This window comes from Halobacillus sp. K22 (assembly GCF_052246795.1).
Taxonomy (GTDB): domain Bacteria; phylum Bacillota; class Bacilli; order Bacillales; family Halobacillaceae; genus Halobacillus.
This window is the reverse complement of record NZ_JBQQCN010000004.1, coordinates 149641-167218: the sequence shown is the minus strand read 5'-3', so window position 1 is coordinate 167218 and position 17578 is coordinate 149641. Positions and strand designations below refer to the sequence as shown.

Here is a 17578-nt window from a genome sequence, read left to right as displayed (position 1 = left end):
TTGGAAATGAAGGTTATAAAAGAGATAAATGAAATGCAAAAAGCCGCTGCCGATCTTATCCAGGCAGGGAAAACGATCGGTTTTGTACCAACGATGGGTTATCTACATGAAGGACATGAACGTTTGCTCGAGGAAGCTCGAAAAGAAAACGATTTTGTAGTTTTAAGTATCTATGTAAACCCTCTTCAATTTGGAGAACATGAGGACTTGGATCATTATCCTAGAAATATTGAGCATGACCTCTCTGTAGCAAGAAAAAATGATGTAGACTTCATTTTTCTACCTGAAAATAAAACGATGTACCCGTCTCCATTATCCATAGAAATGGTCGTCAGCAAAAGAGCAAACGTCTTATGCGGACGAAGCCGTCCCGGGCATTTTGAAGGCGTAGTGACTGTTCTGACCAAGTTATTTAACATATGTCATCCTACAAGGACATACTTCGGCCAAAAGGATGCCCAGCAGGTTGCTGTAGTTGACGCTCTTATTCAGGATTTCAATTTCCCTATCCAATTGGTCTCTGTACCAACTGTGAGAGAAGAAGATGGTCTGGCTAAAAGCAGCCGGAATATTAATTTATCTCCTCAGGAAAGATTAGAAGCACCTGCGATCCAGAAAGGTTTGCAAAAAGGGAAAAGTCTGGCGAAGACTCAAAACCTTGAGATCAAAGAGATTATAAAAGAAACACGGCAGTTTATTGAAAGGGAAACTCGTGGTAAAATAGATTATATTGAGTTACTGTCATATCCTGAGCTGGAGCCAGTAGAAGTCATTGATCGGCAAGTAATTCTCGCGGCTGCTGTTTATTATGAGAATGCACGATTAATAGATAACACGGTTTTCGCCCCAGGAGATATATCTTAAGGAAAAGGTTCGAGGAGGACTGGATATGTTCCGTACGATGATGAAGTCAAAAATTCATCGCGCTCGTGTAACAGAGGCTAATTTAAACTATGTCGGAAGCATTACCATTGATCAAAATTTACTGGACGAAGTAGAAATTCTTCCTCATGAAAAAGTCCAGATTGTTAATAACAATAATGGAGCAAGATTAGAGACTTACGTAATAGCTGGAGAAAGAGGAAGCGGTGTAGTATGCTTAAACGGTGCTGCGGCAAGGCTTGTACAACCTGATGATATTGTTATTATAGTGTCTTATGCTATGGTAAGCGAAGAAGAATTGACGGTTTTTAAACCTAAAATTGCGTTAATGAATGATAATAATCAGATTACAGAATTGCTTGAAGAAGAACCGCCGCTTACAGCTTTACCTTTTTAGTAAGTATATAGAGCTGCATTAGTACAGAGGGGATCTTTGCCAGGGCTTCATATAAGGCGGGACCCTTTCTTTTTGCTATTAAGTGAAGTTTGAAAGAGGGATAATGATGACTACATTTGCTATTGTGGATTTAGAAACAACAGGAAACGCTAAAGAAGATCGGATCATTGAAATAGGGATCGTGATTACGAAAGAGACTGGGGTCGTCATAAAAGAATTCTCTTCTCTTATTTATCCTGACCGAGGAATCCCGCCATTTATTACCTCTTTAACTGGGATAGAGGAAGAAGATGTATTAGATGCTCCCTTTTTTTCGGAAATTGTAGATGAAGTTTACCATCTTATTAAGGATTGCTATATTGTTGCCCATAATATTGAATTTGACCTTGGGTTTCTTAACGATGAATTTAAACTATGCGGTTACAAACCATTACATAATCCTGTTATTGATACCGTAGAACTCGCCCGAATTTTAATACCTACTTCCCCTACTTTCAAACTGGGACAGCTGGCTGATCTATTAGGTATGGGACATGATCGTCCTCATAGAGCTTTATCGGACGCCCAGGTGACAAGAGATCTGCTTATTCATTTGCTTAATCGACTGAACCGTCTTCCTGATCGCACCTTGTTTCACCTATTGAAGATAGAAGATAAACTTAAAAGTGAACTGCGACCTTTCATTCAAAAAATAAGGGATGAAAAACGTTATTCACTTGAGAAAGAAGATGACTACGATTTACTGCACGGAATTCCCGTAAAAAAATCTAAATATCCACAGGCGGAAAAACACTCCAAACTGCCTCCATTCAGTGAATGGGTCGATAATGCTTATGAAAATGAGGAAGGCATGAAGAAGGTAGTTCAGAATTATGAATCCCGTTCTGGTCAAAGGGAAATGACGGAGCTAGTGTTTAACTCACTAGACAGTTCAAAACATGCCCTGATTGAAGCAGGAGCTGGGACTGGAAAGTCGATCGCTTATTTGCTAGCTTCCTTATATTACGCCGTCCAAAGTGGTCAGCGTGTGCTTGTTACAACTCATACCACAAGCTTACAGCAACAGCTCCTTGAAGAGGAGATTCCAAGTTTAGAGCATTTATTTAAACGCCCGATTCGGACAGTTCTTTATAAAGGAAGAAGTCATTATATCAGTTTGATCCACTTTAGTTATGAACTGGATCAATCCCAGCAGGACAACTATGACATTGCTCTTACAAAAGCAATTATCCTGGTCTGGCTTACTGAAACAGCCACTGGAGATGTGGATGAAATTCAACTGCCTTCTAATGGCAGGCAGTTCTGGCACAAGGTTTCAGCCGAACAATCAACAAAGACAGTAGATTTAGATATAGGAGAGGATTCTTTTTACCATTGGGCTCAAGAAAAAGCCTCTCATGCGGATCTTCTAATTACGAACCATGCTTTATTCTGTATGGATTTAGTGAGTAAAGAACCTAGACTTCCGAGTTATGACCGTGTAATTGTAGATGAAGCTCATCATCTTGAACCTGTTGCCAGTCGTTATTTTGGAATAAGGATGAATTATAAGGAACTACAGAGACAGCTCAGTCAGTTTAGCGACATGTTTAAAAAGAGTACCTACCGCCAATGGGTCTTTCGTGAATCCTTTTATAGAGAAATGAAAAAGTGTCAGGCAACAGTGGATGAAGCAAAGGAAGAACTCAATCAACTGTCGAAGTACATTTTTCAAAGCATTAAAAGGGAAAGCAAAGGGGACAGGAAAAAAAGTGATGTTGGCCGCATTCAGTATGCATTAAAAACAGAAGAGTCTCCAGGCTTCCAGTCAACGGCCAGGGAGATGTCACGTCGGTTTACCGCTTTACTATTCAAATTAATTACAGGAATGGATCATATGCGTGAACAAATGCGCCTGGCTTCCAATATGGCTGAGGACCACTCGTTACCAATTCTAATCACTAGACTTGATAGACAAATTGAACTTTGTAATCAGATCCGGATGCAATTAAAGGATTACTTCGGCTCTGTTGCTGAAGATCATGTTAAGTGGATAGAAATAGAGGGCGAAGGGGCAAATAATTCTATTTACCTATTCAGTGAACCCCTGAACGTAGCAGATTTATTAAGAGAGGAATTATTCCATGCGAAAGAAAGTGTAGTGCTTACGAGCGCGACTCTATCTACCAATGGTTCTTTCTCTTATATGAAAGAACTATTGGGTATAGATGGGGAGAACTTGATTGAATCAAGTATTCCTTCACCGTATTCCTATGATCAACAGGTTCAGGTAATGGTTCCGAATGATTTTCCTGATATTAAATTAAATCCAGACGAATATATCGATGCCATTAGTGAAGCGATCTATTCCATTGCCGAAGTAACAAAAGGAAGAATGCTTGTACTGTTTACTTCTTATGATATGCTAAGAAAAACTTACAGCCTCCTTAAGGAGATCATTGATCCTGAAGAATTCATGATATTCGCTCAAGGGGTCTCGAGCGGAAGCAGAGATCGATTGAAGAAAAATTTTCAGTCCTTTGAGCAATCCATTTTATTAGGGACCAGTTCTTTCTGGGAGGGAGTGGACATTCCGGGTGAGGACCTTTCCTGTTTGGTCATGGTGCGTTTGCCATTTCAGCCGCCGGGCCAGCCTGTACAGTCCAAGAGAGACGCTCAAATGAAAGAACATGGCCGGAATTCTTTTATGGACAGGTCGCTTCCACAAGCGATTATCAGGTTTAAACAAGGTTTTGGAAGACTCATTCGGTCCAGCACGGACCGAGGGGTTGTATTCATATGTGATCATCGTCTAATGGAAGCAAGGTATGGGAAGTACTTTTTAAATTCAATTCCAGAAGTTCCTGTCACCTATCGATCTACCCGGGAGCTTATCAATCAAATGGAACAATGGTTATAACCCCAATGTAATTTCAATCAACACGGGCCTTCTAAACTGTTATACTAGAATGGCTTGATAAAAAGATAAAAAATTATAATTTCTGAATCATGGAGGGAATCATGTGGAAAATAAAGTAGAAACCCTTTCAACGGTCCGTATTCAAAAATCTGATGACCTATATAAAATTGTGGATACTCTGAACCGTACTTTGAAAGACAAAAATCTAATGTTTGGATTGGCTCTTGATGATGAGGACGATGAAACCGCAGTGTTCACCATTTACCGTACCTAGCTGGCTGAAGTGGAGCTTTATAATTATAGGAGCTCTCTTCATTCTCAGCGGGGCTTTAGCTGTATGGATGTACTTGAGTATTAATCAGGATCTCCATGCCGGGGAAGAAGCAGCCCAGGAGCTGGCGCTTAACCGCACTGAGCTCGCTAAAGTTGAAAATGTAAGCTCCTATCACGGGAAGAAAAAGGTACATATTGTAAAAGGAAAAACTCAAGAAGGCACAGAAGGACTTATTTTCATTGATTTGTCCGAGCGTAAAATCTTGAATAAACAAATGGACCTGGATATCGTAGCTGAGCAACAGTTGAAGCAAAGCTGGAGAGCGGATTGTCAAAATTGTGTATTTAAAAATATTCAACTAGGTTACGAAGAAGAACAGCCGGTATATGAATTAACGTATGTAGACTCACAAAACCGATATGTGTTTGATTACTTTAATCTAAATGGAGAGAGATTTGAGCTGCGATTTGCTTTTAAACAAAATTAAACGAAGGAGTGGATGATAATGGAATTAGCTAACCGTGTACAATCACTTACCCCATCCAGCACCCTGGCGATTACAGCACAGGCTAAGGCTTTAAAAGCAGAGGGCCATGATGTGATAGGTCTAGGAGCAGGGGAACCGGACTTCAATACACCTGCCCATATCTTAGACGCAGCAAAAAGAGCTATGGATGAAGGATTGACAAAGTATACACCTGCAGGTGGAATACCTGAGTTAAAGAATGCTATAAGTGCAAAACTAAATCGAGATCAAAATTTAACTTATACGAATGAACAAATCATTGTTACTACCGGGGCCAAGCATGCTCTTTTCACCCTTTTCCAGGTATTATTGAATAAGGGCGACGAGGTTATCGTTCCCGCTCCTTACTGGGTTAGTTATCCTGAACAGATCAAATTGGCTGAAGGAAAACCTGTCATTGCAACGGCTGATGAGTCGAATAACTTTAAGATTACTCCTGAACAATTGAAGGCATCGATCTCTGAGCACACAAAAGCGGTTGTGATCAATTCCCCAAGTAACCCCACGGGTATGATGTACTCAGAAGAAGAATTACAAGCCCTTGGTCAAGTTTGCCTTGATAACGATATATTAATAATTTCAGATGAAATTTATGAAAAGCTGGTGTACACATCAGAAGAACATATTTCTATGGCCCAATTATCAGAAGAACTGTATAACCAGACCGTAATCATTAATGGGGTTTCTAAATCTCATTCTATGACAGGATGGAGAATCGGATTTGCTGCCGGTAATAAAACTATTATAAAAGCTATGTCCAACATGGCATCTCACTCTACTTCGAACCCTACTTCCATCGCTCAATATGCGGCGCTTGCCGCCTACATCGGGAGTGATGAGGATGTAACTAAAATGAGAGAGGCATTTAAAGAACGCCTGGAAGTTCTTTACGATAAACTTACATCTATTCCTGGAGTAGAATGTGTGAAGCCGTCCGGTGCCTTCTACCTGTTTCCAAATGTTCAAAAAGCGGCCGAATCAGGTGGCTTTTCAGATGTAGACGAATGGGTAACAGCACTTCTTGAGCAGGAAAAAGTAGCTTTAGTCCCTGGTTCAGGATTTGGATCCCCGCAAAATGTTCGTTTATCTTACGCAACATCACTGGAGCAGCTTGAAAAGGCAGCAGATAGAATCAAACAATTTGTTAACAATCATCAATCATAAAGTTAAGCTGGAGGTATAAGCGTGAAAACAACAATTTCTCAAGTTTCAAAACATCTTAATGAAGAAGTTACTATAGGAGCTTGGCTTGCTAATAAGCGTTCAAGCGGAAAAATTGCTTTTCTTCAGTTGCGGGATGGAACCGGATTTATGCAGGGGATCGTAGTGAAGGCCGATATAGGGGAGGATAAATTCCAGGAAGCAAAAGCACTTACTCAAGAATCCTCCATGTATGTAACAGGAACAATTGTAGAAGATACAAGGTCTCCATTGGGATATGAAATGCAGGTGACAGATTTTGAAATCATTCACGAAGCTGTGGATTACCCAATCACACCTAAAGAACACGGCACTGAATTTCTAATGGATCACAGACATCTGTGGTTACGTTCAAAACGTCAACATGGAGTTATGAAAATCCGTAATGAAATTATTCGAGCAACCTATGAGTTTTTCAATGAAAATGGGTATGTAAAAATTGATCCCCCAATTTTAACCGGATCTTCTGCTGAAGGAACAACAGAACTTTTCCATACCAAATACTTTGAAGAGGATGCCTATTTGTCTCAAAGCGGTCAATTATATATGGAAGCTGCAGCGATGGCCTTTGGTAAGGTGTTCAGCTTTGGACCTACATTCCGAGCCGAAAAATCAAAGACTAGACGTCATTTAATTGAATTCTGGATGATCGAGCCTGAAATGGCTTTTATGGATCACGAAGACAGTCTTGAAGTTCAGGAGCAGTACGTGTCTCACGTTGTGCAATCTGTACTTAAAAACTGTAAAATTGAGTTGGAAGCGCTGGGGCGCGATACCGAACAGTTAGAAAAGATCAAAGCTCCATTTCCTCGTATAAGTTATGATGAAGCCATACAGCTTGTGAAGGAAAAAGGATTTGAGGACATTGAATGGGGAGAGGATTTCGGAGCACCCCATGAGACAGCTATAGCTGAAAGCTATGATAAGCCTGTGTTTATTACTAACTATCCGGCTGAGATTAAAGCCTTTTACATGAAGCCTGACCCAGCTAGACCTGAAGTCGTTCTGTGTGCTGATTTAATTGCCCCTGAAGGTTATGGTGAAATAATCGGAGGATCACAGCGAATCGATGATTTAGAACTTATGAAACAACGCTACGAGGACCATGGTTTGACTGGTGATGCTTATAATTGGTACTTGCAGCTTCGAGAATATGGAAGTGTACCTCACTCCGGTTTTGGGCTTGGACTGGAACGAACAGTAGCCTGGATCGCGGGCGTTGAGCATGTGCGTGAAACTATTCCATTCCCTAGATTGTTGAATCGACTGTATCCTTAAGTATGGGAAAAAACACCGATTACCCGCCTCTCGGCGTTATCGGTGTTTTTCTTTGAAATCATAATCGGGAGTGAATCGTATGGCTAAGTATCAAAGTTTTCAAACGATCATAGACAATCAACTGACGATACCGAAGCAACTGCTAACGGATTATCAAAAATTAAATATAGGAGAAAGAGAATTACTCTTGCTTCTTCAGCTTCACCGTTTCAGGGTAGACGGAAATTTATTCCCTACCCCAGAGGAACTAGCTGAATTTTTATCTGTCTCCAGTCAAGAGTGCTCACGTATTCTGCGCAGCTTAATTCAAAAACAGCTGCTGCAAATTGAACAGCAGCAGAACGAACAGCAGGTGTTGACGGAATGTTACTCCCTTGAACCTTTATGGGATAAGCTATTCAGCTACACCCCAAAGCGGAGAGAAGAAGCCCAGGAATTTAATGAGAATATTTTTCCATTGTTTGAGCAGGAATTCGGTAGGCCTTTATCCCCTTTTGAGATCGAAAATATTAATATATGGCTCGATGAGGAACATCAGTCCCCTGCTTTAATAAAAGCCGCCTTACGGGAAGCGGTATTAATGAGCAAACTAAATTTCAAATACATTGACCGCATTTTAAGGGAGTGGAAGAGGAAAGGTGTCCATACGGTGGAGCAGGCACGTGAGCAGGGAAAACAATTCCGCCAGGGAGGAAACAACACCTCAAGAAAGAAAGAAGAGGAAAATAATCAAAAGAAAAAAAGAGATGTTTCTTTATATTATAATTGGTTAGAGGAGGATTCATAAAAAGCCTACTATGCTGAATAAAACAGAAGTACGTTATTGTTTAGACGCTTTTGAACAGATGTTTCCAGAGGCAGAGTGTGAATTGAACCATTCAAACCCTTTTGAATTGCTGGTAGCAGTGGTGCTCTCCGCTCAAGCGACGGACTCACTTGTTAATAAAGTTACCCCTGAATTGTTTCAGAAATATAAGACGCCACTGGATTATATTGAAGTACCTCTTGAAGAATTACAAGATGATATAAAGAGAATTGGTCTTTATCGTAATAAGGCAAAAAATATTAAAAAGCTCTCTCAAACGTTAGTGGATCAGTTTGATGGACAAGTTCCGCCTACTAAAGAAGAATTAGAAAGTCTTGCAGGAGTTGGAAGGAAAACTGCCAATGTTGTAGCATCTGTAGCATTTAACGAACCCGCAATTGCTGTGGATACTCATGTCGAACGTGTGTCCAAACGATTAGGCATATGCCGCTGGAAAGACTCTGTTCTCGAAGTAGAAAAAACGCTTATGAGAAAAATTCCAAAAGAAGAGTGGAGCGTTACTCATCATCGAATGATTTTCTTTGGCCGCTATCACTGTAAGGCTAGAAGACCAAACTGTGAAGAGTGTCCTCTCCTGGTCTTGTGCAGAGAAGGAAAAAAGCGAATGAAAAAACAAGAAACAAATGACCAATTAAATGATTGAAAAAAAGCGAACTCCGAATGGAGTTCGCTTTTTTTAAGCAGCTTCGTCTGTAGATTCCTGTTCGTCTGTATTTGGCTGTTCGGGAGCAGGTTCTTCTGGTGATTCTTCATTAGTGCTGTCTTCAGAACCTTCACTTTCCCCGCTTTCACCGTTATTCCCCGAATTCTCGGAGTTCTGATTTTCATTTCCTTGATCGTTTCCTTCTCCACTATTATCATCCTGATTATTTTCATTTCCTTCACCGCTGCCTTCTTCAGGGGCAGGAGGTTCTTCATCCGTACCTTCGTCAGGTGGTGTGTCTTCTTCATTATCAGGGGTATCTTCGTTATTTTCTTCTGGAGCTTGTTCTTCCTCCTCAGAAGGTTCTTCAGTAGATGGCTCTTCTTCAGGAGATTCTTCTTCAGGGGTTTCTAATGGATTCCCTTGAACTCCAGGTACTTGGACTCTTTCTCCTGTGGACTCACTGCTTTCGGCTTCACCACTGTCGCTTATAGCTTTGACGGCAAACTGATAAGTTGAGCCTTGCTGCACATTAGAGACGCTGGCACTTTTATCTTTTGTCGTTGTCAACTCTCTATACTCCCCGCCATCAATCGATACGGAGACCTGGAACGAAACATCCTCTGTATCGCCATAGGACCAGTTTAATTCAATGGAATTTGATTCTTCGCTATATTCTCCCGTCATGGAGCTTACTGGATCCAGCTGTTTAAATTTCTTAGATACTTTTGATGGCTGATTGTCCACGTGGAAAAGCTCAGTTACAACGCGGCTCTGCGGTGTATTAGAACTAGGAAGCTTAGCCGGACGTGACCCTTCTTCAACTTCAAGTTGAACAACGGACTCCGGTTTATTAAAGTCAGCTGTTTCTTTACCTTCTGATAATTGCGTCATCAGCGGTTTGAAAATCTGCTTCGGAATATCTTTTCCGGCCTGAGATAAACCGCTCATATCATTATAGCCGGTCCATATGGATATAGAATAGTTGGTTGTATATCCATTAAACCAGGAATCCGGTGCAGTGTCTTCGCGGTTTGTCGTTCCGGTTTTTCCTGCTTCAGGTAGTCCGGAGATATTAGCCGCTTGCCCAGATCCTTCCGACATAGTAGTTTGCAGCATGTCACTGATCATGTACGCCGTGTAGCTGTTCATTGCGGATTTAGGTTCGGGTTTAGTATCCAGTGTATCTTCGCCTGGTACTTCAATTTTTCTCACCGTGTAGGGCTCATTATAAACGCCCTCATTTCCAAAAGCAGCGAATGCACCGGCCATTTGCAGTGGGTTTACTCCAGTTGCACCACCGCCATATGCCTCTACAGGTTGAGGATTCTCAATGTCTATCCCCAGCCCTGATGCAAATTCTACTGCCTGGTCCATGCCCACATCCTGTAAAGTTTTAATAGCTGGGACGTTGAGGGATCGGCTTAACGCATATCTTGCTGAGACCCAGCCTCTAAATCGGTTATCAAAGTTGTTGATATCTTTTCCATTAACTTCATATTCTTCATCTTTAATTTGATGATAGGTGGAGATTTTATTGTATTCAATCGCCGGACCATAAGCCATGATAGGTTTAAATGTTGATCCAGCCTGCCTAGTGATATCTGTCGCATAATTTAAATTACTGCCCTGGTAATCGCGGCCGCCTCCGATGGCACGGACAGCACCAGTTTTTGTATCTGTGACAGCTACCCCTGTCTGGATCTCCTCATCTGGCCACGATATAGGACCATCGCTGCTTAAGAGCTCCTGAACAGATTCTTGGGCTTTGGGATCAAGGGTAGTATAGATTTTTAATCCATCTCTGTGAATATCAGCTCCGTCCATTTTAGCTTTAACTTCTTCTTTTACTTTTTTTATAAATGCGTCGTAAGGTGTTTCTTTTTCAGTTTCTGTTTTGTCTAACATATCTTTTACATCTGTTTTTTTAGCTTCTTCGGCTTCTTGTTCTGTGATTTTTCCATGCATTACCATAAGATTAAGCACGGTATTTATGCGATCCTTGGCCAAATCCGGATTTTCAAATGGATTATAGGCGGAAGGGCGCTGAGGCAGACCAGCTAACAGAGCTGCCTGTGGTAAAGTTAACTCACTCAAGTCTTCTTTTCCGAAATACGTTTTGGCGGCTTCTGATACTCCATAAGCTCCTGCACCGTAATAAATTTTATTCATATACATTTCAAGTATTTTTTCTTTAGAATACTCCTGATCAAGCTTAATAGCTAAATATTGTTCCTGTACTTTTCTCTCAATAGTTTTTTTGCTTGTAAGGAACGACCTCTTGACGACCTGCTGAGTAATGGTACTTGCACCTTCAGCTCCAAATCCGCTTGTAATATTGGCTCCGACTGCTGCCACTATTCGCCTGAAGTCAATGCCGATGTGGTCGTAAAATCTTGAATCCTCAGTAGCGATCACTGCGTCTTTAAGCACTGGAGGAAGGTCGTCGTAAGTTACTTTAGTTCTTCGTTCGGCACCTGCCAAATCGGTAATTAATTTATCGTTCATATCGTAAACTTTTGAAGAAAAAGGAGTGGATAATTGCGATTCATCTAATTTAGGTGCACTTGAAATATAATAAGCGAATAATCCACCGGTACCGATCATTAATACAAGACCGACGATGAAGATGGTTAATAATATTTTCTTAAATAGCGGCTTTCCTTTCTTTTTCTTAGAAGCCTTCATCTGATTTCTTCTTGCTGTACGTGATTGGCCTTCGTTTGCCATTTACTTCTCCTCCAATTCAGAAATAAGCTTATCCAGAGCAGCAGCGTAATCAACTCTTGCCTGGAAATGGAAAGGAATTTGGTAACCTTCCTTTTTAATGAAAGCATAGGGAATTGATTTTCTTCCACCTTTCCACTGCTCATCCCAAAATATAAATAGTTGCTTGGAAGGAAGTAAGTATACTTCCTCCAGCGGAGTAAACTTGATAATCATAAAACAGATTCCGCCTTGCTGATCCACTGCTTTCATATGGTCAATCTGGTGCTGATGGACGTTGCTTAGTGGAAATGATGTCTTGTTTCTTGTTTCTTTTGCTTCGAAATCAATATACTTACCGCGATAAACCCCATTAAAATCTGTGGTAGAAGCTTGCTTAAAATAGGCTTCCTTTATTACAGCAGCACTTCTTTTTGGATAATCCACATTTACAATTTGGACGGGGGTCGGTTTCTTATGAACTACTGCGATTTGAGACTCTAAGTAGTATTCGTTCGTAACACTAATATCTTCTTCCAACGTCATTCCACGGTTACTAAATGTAGTCTTTTTTTGTTCTTTAGGTGTGGAAACGTTCTTAGCCTTAACCGACCGTTTTCCATTGGGATAATTCATTGCTCATACCTCCCTGCAGCCATGAGAGTATCATACCAAAAAATGAATACCAAGGATATATATTAAGGCTTCAATTTTTTAGACGTATGGACAACTAAAAGGTTTCATTTATTTGAAAGTATTCGACAATTAATTCAAACCATGGACAATTATACCATTTATTTTTGCGAACTAATTATTGTATTCGAAAAAAAGTTTCTGTTTAAGGGGGATTAAAAAAGCTGCTGCTAAATTTATTCAGCAGCAGCCCTCTTACTAAGTGGATGGACGGTTTTCACCAGCAAGTTTCGGGTTATCCGTTTTTGCCGGTTCAGGTTTTTTAGGTTTTTGATCTTTCTTTTTTGGCATAAAAATTCCTCCTTTACTGTCGAAGGTATTTGTTCAATTTGACTTGTTTTGTAGCATTAGTTCTAGTCTTGTCATTGAGGAAGGAGTTATACATCGTAAGAAGAATTAAAAGGGTATCAGGGTAGAGGAGGAGATGAATGTGCAAATATATCGCACTTCTTCAGAATTCGAGGAGCAGCTGCTTAAATTGAAAGACAAAATGTCACGTTTAGAAAAGCAGGTATCATTAAAAGCGGATGAAACTGTATTCAGTATGGCTGTAGCCCACAGAAAAGAAATGGATGACCTTTTTGATGGATTATTTCAGTTGAAGGAGCAGATTGATGAAGTGAGAAACGACCAGGAAGCTCATGCTATAAAGAAATACCCTCTTCCAAAGGACCAGGTTTCAGCTATATGAATCGTTGATATAAAGGTTATAATCATGGTAAGGTAAATAAAAAAGGTGTGAACATTTTGGGGTTAGAACAACATACAAAAGATTTGAAACAACTGATCGATCAACTGCATATTCAATTTTTGGAAACAGAAGGTCCGGTCGATAAAAAAAATCACGCTTTTTTTAAAAAGGTAAAGGAAGAAACCTCTCCCATGTTTGAGCTTAACAGCCGATGGAGTGAAGAAGCTGAAGAGTATGTAAAAAACCGGAGGGCCAGTGTTCATCCGAATCAGATTAAATCTACAAATGAAAATATAGAGATGATTATTCTGCACAGCTATTATGTGGATGTCCATCGAAAAAGGTTTAAAGAATTATATCAATCCGTCCATTATGTTTTAGATATGATATTAAACGATATGAAAAACGAATAAAAGTAAAAGTAAAAACCTCAGTCGCTGCACTGGGGTTATTGTTTTGTTTTTTTGCATTATTAGGATAGGAGAAGCGACCTGTAAGCACTTCTGAGAATATAGAAGTGAGGGGACCTTTACTTATGTTGAACAAGATAGAACCACTACTGACAAAAAAAAAGCTGCCGGAGAAATCCGGCAGCTCCTCTGTGTAGAAATCTTCTGTTTTTCTAACAGCCCCTAGTTCTTACTACTTAAAGTCAGGGAATGATGTTACAAGGCTGTTTCATTCGGATTAGAAAAAGCATTACTCAGATGTTGAACGATTTCCCGTAATTTTATCGATAATCAAATAAAATGCAGGCACGAGTAACAGGGTGAGTATAGTTGAGAATAACAATCCTGACACAATGGATACAGCGAGTGGCTTAAATAATACATCCCCTGTAAATATAATCGGCGTCAGGGCTGCAATTGAAGTTAAAGAAGTTAATACTATTGGTCGGACTCTTGCTCGTCCTGCTTCTATTACAGCTTCGATCTTAGATGAATAGGTTTCTTTATTTTGCTCGATAAATTCAATTAATATGACAGAATTACGAACAACAATACCTGATAATGAGACAATTCCTAGCACTGCTAAGAAACTTAGCGGCTGCCCGGAGACGAAAAGACCAATGATGGCTCCTGTAACTGCCAGGAATACGGTTCCGGTTATTAATACAGGCATTAATAAAGAGTTAAATTGAATCGCGATAGTCAGATAGATCAGGAATAATACAATGACAAACAGTTTAGCAACTTCCACAAAGAACTCCGTCTGAGCGTCTGTTTCCCCGCTTTCTACAAGAGAATAGCCTTCCGGTAAGTCTTGCTTAATTGAAGATACTATCTCATTAGACTTACTTGTAAATGCTTCCTCGGAGCCCTCTTTAGGATAAGCTTCGACGGTAATTGTACGCTTGCCATTTAAATGAGGAATGGCACCGACTTGTTCAACTTCTTCCTGACTGATTAATTCATCTAAGGAAAAGGAAGCAGGCGGTTGACCTTCGCTTGGATTTTGCTGGCTGACTACTGATAAATTCTCTAGATTAACTCCATTTGGATCTCCATCATCCAGGATGATTTCTAGAGGAAGACGCTCTACACCGTTGTCAAACGTTCCTAGAGGAACCCCTGTGTTAGCAAGCTGAAGCTGCGAGGTGATTTGACTGATCGGAATATTATTTTCAGCTAACTTATCACGGTCTGGATTAAATTGAGTAAATGGCTGCCCAGATCCTGCATTAATTGTAGCAATTTCCGCTTCATCGACATCGGCCAGACGATCCCTTGCATTTCTAGCTTCCTGAATGAGCGGCTCTAATTCAGGACCTTGTATCTTTACTTGAACCGGTGGGGACGGCGGCGGCCCTGAAACAATGGTTTCAAGAAAGACTTCTGCATTGGAAAATTCTTTTCTTAGTGGCTCTTCCCAATTATTAATGAAAGAAGAAGCGCTGGTTTCATCGCGGTCTACTCTTACTAACAGCTGTCCTGTATTTTCACCAGAGCGAGTCAGAGAAGAATTAAAAATGTTAGGGAGACCTGTACCCGTATAAATAGCGGATTCAGTAATGTTTTCTTCCTGCTCTGTTAAAAATTCTTTCATTGCTTCGAGCTGGTCTTGAGTCTCTTCAATCGGTGTTCCCTGAGGGTATTCTACAGAAATAGTGACTTCAGGACGATCGGCAGAAGGAAAGAACTCAAAAGGAATGCGAACAACCAGTGTGGCAAGCAAGGCACAAAGAATTAAACCTGAAAGGGCAGTGAGCCACGGTTTCCTGGTAGTCTTAGGCAGAATGGAATCGGCATATACTCGTTCGATCCAATTAAAGAATCCACCAAGGAGACCTGCTTTTGATTTGTTCTGCTTTTTCTGTCTGCGTTTTCTTGCATACTGTACTGTGGGCACAAAGGTTAAAGCAATAATCGTTGAAGCCAGAATGGTGAAAATTAACACGGTAGGCAAAGCCCTTATAAAGTCCCCGTTTGATCCGGATAAAAATGTTAATGGGAAAAAGCTGAAAATGATCATAAGAGTAGAGGTAACAATCGATTTTCTTACCTCTTTAATTCCGCGTATGGTCCCTTCTAAAGGACTATCTCCAAGCTGGAACCTTCGCTGAATATTATCATTAACCACAATGGCATCATCCACGAGTATTCCGATAGCAATAATCATTCCGATAATAGATATCTGATTTAAATCTACTCCTACATAAGGGAGCGGAATAAGTCCGATAATTATGGAAATTGGAATAGACAAAGCTACCAGAATAGCAGAAGAAATAGGTAAACCTAACACCATAATCACAATTACTGCAAAAAATGAAATGGAGAAAGAAGTAATTAAATTGGTGAAAACTTCTTCTATGATTGTGCTTTGAGTATAGAATTGATCAACCTCAATAGAAGAGGGCAATTCACCAGATAGTGAATTAATTTTAGTGCTGATGCTATCCTGTAAAGCTGATATATTAACTCCTTCCTTTGCGAGTATCGTCACGGATAAGGCAGCTTTTCCATCATAAGAAATGAGGTCATCGGCTTTTTCATTAATTACATCGATCGATCCTATATCCTCAAGGGTCAGACTCTCCCCTTGATTATTTTGACCTACTGTTAATTGAGATAATTCATCAATATTTGAGTATTTATCCAGAATAAGCTGGTAGATTTTATTATCTTCTTGTTCCGTTCCTATTGCTGCAGGCGCAATTTCGTTTTGGATGGAAGAGATCACCTGCGAAGGAGATAATTGATTTTCTTCAAGCTGATTATTATCTAAACTTACGGATACTTTTTGTTCGGGCATTCCTTTGATAAGGATAGATTCCACGCCCGCAATCTCAGTTAATTCGGTTCGCCAAGTTTCTAATTCATCTTTAAGATTATAGAGATCTTCATAATTATCTCCCAATAAGTTATAGGAGGCGACAGAAGATGAGTTAAGGTCTGTATTTACGTCGGGGTCCTGTACCTCTTCGGGGAACCCGCGTGAAACGTCAGAAACTACCTGTCGAATCTTTGAATTTACCGTATTCCGATCAGCGTCTCCTGTAAGTGTAGTGGTAATTGAACCAAAACCAGTAGTCGATGCTGAAGTGACTTGGTCGACCCCTTGAATGTTTAATAATTCTGTTTCCAATGGATTAATAACGGTTCGTTCTACTTCTTGAGGAGTGGCACCTGGAAATACAGTAGATATTGAAGCTACGTTAACATTGATTTCCGGGATTTCTCTTTTGGGGAGCTGAAGATAAGTAAAAATACCTGTAAAGATCAGCAAAATTATGAAGACCCAGATAATCTTATTGTATTGCAGTATTTTGGACATCTCTATTCCTCCTTATGAAATTAAAATTGAACAACTATTTATTGCGTATATCAAGTATAAACTTTTTTTTGACACATGTGTCAAATATTAATGTCCTGGATGTGTTATTGGAAGAGATTCTCATCATTTTGTAATCGCTTTACATATACATAGAATTGTTTTATAATAATCTTCCCAATAAAAGGGAGGGTATAATATGAACCAAGAGCAGTTAATTCAACATGCTAAGGATAGTCGAGGAAGTGCTTATACTCCCTATTCTAAATTTCCTGTAGGAGCAGCGCTGTTAACCGCAGATGGCACTCTGTACACAGGATGTAATATTGAAAATGCAGCATATCCGGTTGTGTGCTGTGCAGAGAGAGTGGCAATTTTCAAGGCAATTTCAGAGGGGCACGTTAAATTTCAGGAGCTGGCTGTAGTAGCAGATACGAAACGTCCTGTGCCACCTTGTGGTTCCTGCCGTCAAGTAATGAGTGAGTTTTTTGACTCCACCGTGAAGGTTCATGCTTCTAATCTGTCGGGAGATTACAAGACGATGACTATGGATGAATTACTGCCTTTTTCTTTTTCATCCGCTGATTTGCCGGAGTAATCTTCATAAGTAGATTTACATAAAAGGAGGGAGATAATCCTTCCTTTTTCTTTTCTTAAGCTGGAGTTTCGGATTTGATCTTTGAGGACTTTCTTATCTTTATTTTGTCACCATCGGCGGGAAATCATCAGTAATATGATAATTTCGCCCAGTACATCTTGCTGATGCATGACATACGCTGATAAGGAATAGAC

The 17578-nt window shown here is 40.2% G+C and carries 15 protein-coding genes; 12 read left to right on the top strand and 3 right to left on the bottom strand.

The window, feature by feature from the left end:
* The first annotated feature begins 6 nt into the window (after positions 1-6).
* The 9 genes from panC to nth all read left to right on the top strand — a co-directional run bounded on the left by panC (position 7) and on the right by nth (position 8925).
* Positions 7-864 (top strand): pantoate--beta-alanine ligase, encoded by an 858-nt coding sequence (panC, locus tag ACTWPM_RS05235; protein ID WP_443132008.1) that lies wholly within the window; start codon positions 7-9, stop codon positions 862-864.
* Between the two features lie 25 nt (positions 865-889).
* Entirely contained in the window at positions 890-1279 is a 390-nt protein-coding gene (gene panD / locus ACTWPM_RS05230) for an aspartate 1-decarboxylase (RefSeq protein WP_443132007.1), read from the top strand.
* A 106-nt stretch (positions 1280-1385) separates the two neighbouring features.
* A complete protein-coding gene (gene dinG, locus ACTWPM_RS05225; protein WP_443132006.1) occupies positions 1386-4178 on the top strand; it encodes an ATP-dependent DNA helicase DinG in 2793 nt (930 codons plus the stop codon).
* A 103-nt stretch (positions 4179-4281) separates the two neighbouring features.
* Complete coding sequence (locus ACTWPM_RS05220; protein ID WP_443132005.1) at positions 4282-4452, top strand: YpmA family protein; 171 nt, start codon at positions 4282-4284, stop codon at positions 4450-4452.
* On the top strand, positions 4418-4939 hold the full coding sequence (locus ACTWPM_RS05215; protein ID WP_443132004.1) for a cell wall elongation regulator TseB-like domain-containing protein: 522 nt from the start codon (positions 4418-4420) through the stop codon (positions 4937-4939). The genes ACTWPM_RS05220 and ACTWPM_RS05215 overlap by 35 nt, the downstream gene beginning before the upstream one ends.
* A gap of 18 nt (positions 4940-4957) precedes the next feature.
* Positions 4958-6142 carry a pyridoxal phosphate-dependent aminotransferase gene (locus ACTWPM_RS05210; protein WP_443132003.1) on the top strand — a complete coding sequence of 395 codons (1185 nt, stop codon included), beginning with the start codon at positions 4958-4960 and terminating at the stop codon, positions 6140-6142.
* Positions 6143-6163: 21 nt separating this feature from the next.
* Entirely contained in the window at positions 6164-7456 is a 1293-nt protein-coding gene (asnS, locus tag ACTWPM_RS05205; RefSeq protein WP_443132002.1) for an asparagine--tRNA ligase, read from the top strand.
* Positions 7457-7535: 79 nt separating this feature from the next.
* Complete coding sequence (locus ACTWPM_RS05200) at positions 7536-8243, top strand: DnaD domain-containing protein (protein WP_443132001.1); 708 nt, start codon at positions 7536-7538, stop codon at positions 8241-8243.
* Between the two features lie 10 nt (positions 8244-8253).
* A complete protein-coding gene (gene nth / locus ACTWPM_RS05195; protein ID WP_443132000.1) occupies positions 8254-8925 on the top strand; it encodes an endonuclease III in 672 nt (223 codons plus the stop codon).
* A gap of 33 nt (positions 8926-8958) precedes the next feature.
* Here the strand turns inward: nth and ACTWPM_RS05190 are convergent, their stop codons facing one another.
* Together ACTWPM_RS05190 and recU are read right to left on the bottom strand one after the other, a co-directional pair.
* A complete protein-coding gene (locus ACTWPM_RS05190) occupies positions 8959-11655 on the bottom strand; it encodes a PBP1A family penicillin-binding protein (RefSeq protein WP_443131999.1) in 2697 nt (898 codons plus the stop codon).
* On the bottom strand, positions 11656-12267 hold the full coding sequence (recU, locus tag ACTWPM_RS05185; RefSeq protein WP_443131998.1) for a Holliday junction resolvase RecU: 612 nt from the start codon (positions 12265-12267) through the stop codon (positions 11656-11658).
* A gap of 487 nt (positions 12268-12754) precedes the next feature.
* Between recU and ACTWPM_RS05180 the strand changes: the two genes are divergently transcribed.
* A complete protein-coding gene (locus ACTWPM_RS05180; protein ID WP_443131997.1) occupies positions 12755-13015 on the top strand; it encodes a hypothetical protein in 261 nt (86 codons plus the stop codon).
* 56 nt (positions 13016-13071) lie between these two features.
* Entirely contained in the window at positions 13072-13428 is a 357-nt protein-coding gene (locus tag ACTWPM_RS05175) for a YppE family protein (protein ID WP_443131996.1), read from the top strand.
* Between the two features lie 286 nt (positions 13429-13714).
* On the opposite strand, the gene ACTWPM_RS05170 is transcribed toward ACTWPM_RS05175, so the two are convergent.
* Positions 13715-16789: an efflux RND transporter permease subunit gene (locus ACTWPM_RS05170; RefSeq protein ID WP_443131995.1), complete on the bottom strand. Its 3075-nt coding sequence runs from the start codon at positions 16787-16789 to the stop codon at positions 13715-13717.
* Positions 16790-16985: 196 nt separating this feature from the next.
* Here ACTWPM_RS05170 and ACTWPM_RS05165 point away from each other — a divergent pair, with 196 nt between their 5' ends.
* Positions 16986-17384 (top strand): cytidine deaminase, encoded by a 399-nt coding sequence (locus ACTWPM_RS05165; protein WP_443131994.1) that lies wholly within the window; start codon positions 16986-16988, stop codon positions 17382-17384.
* Positions 17385-17578 lie beyond the last annotated feature (194 nt).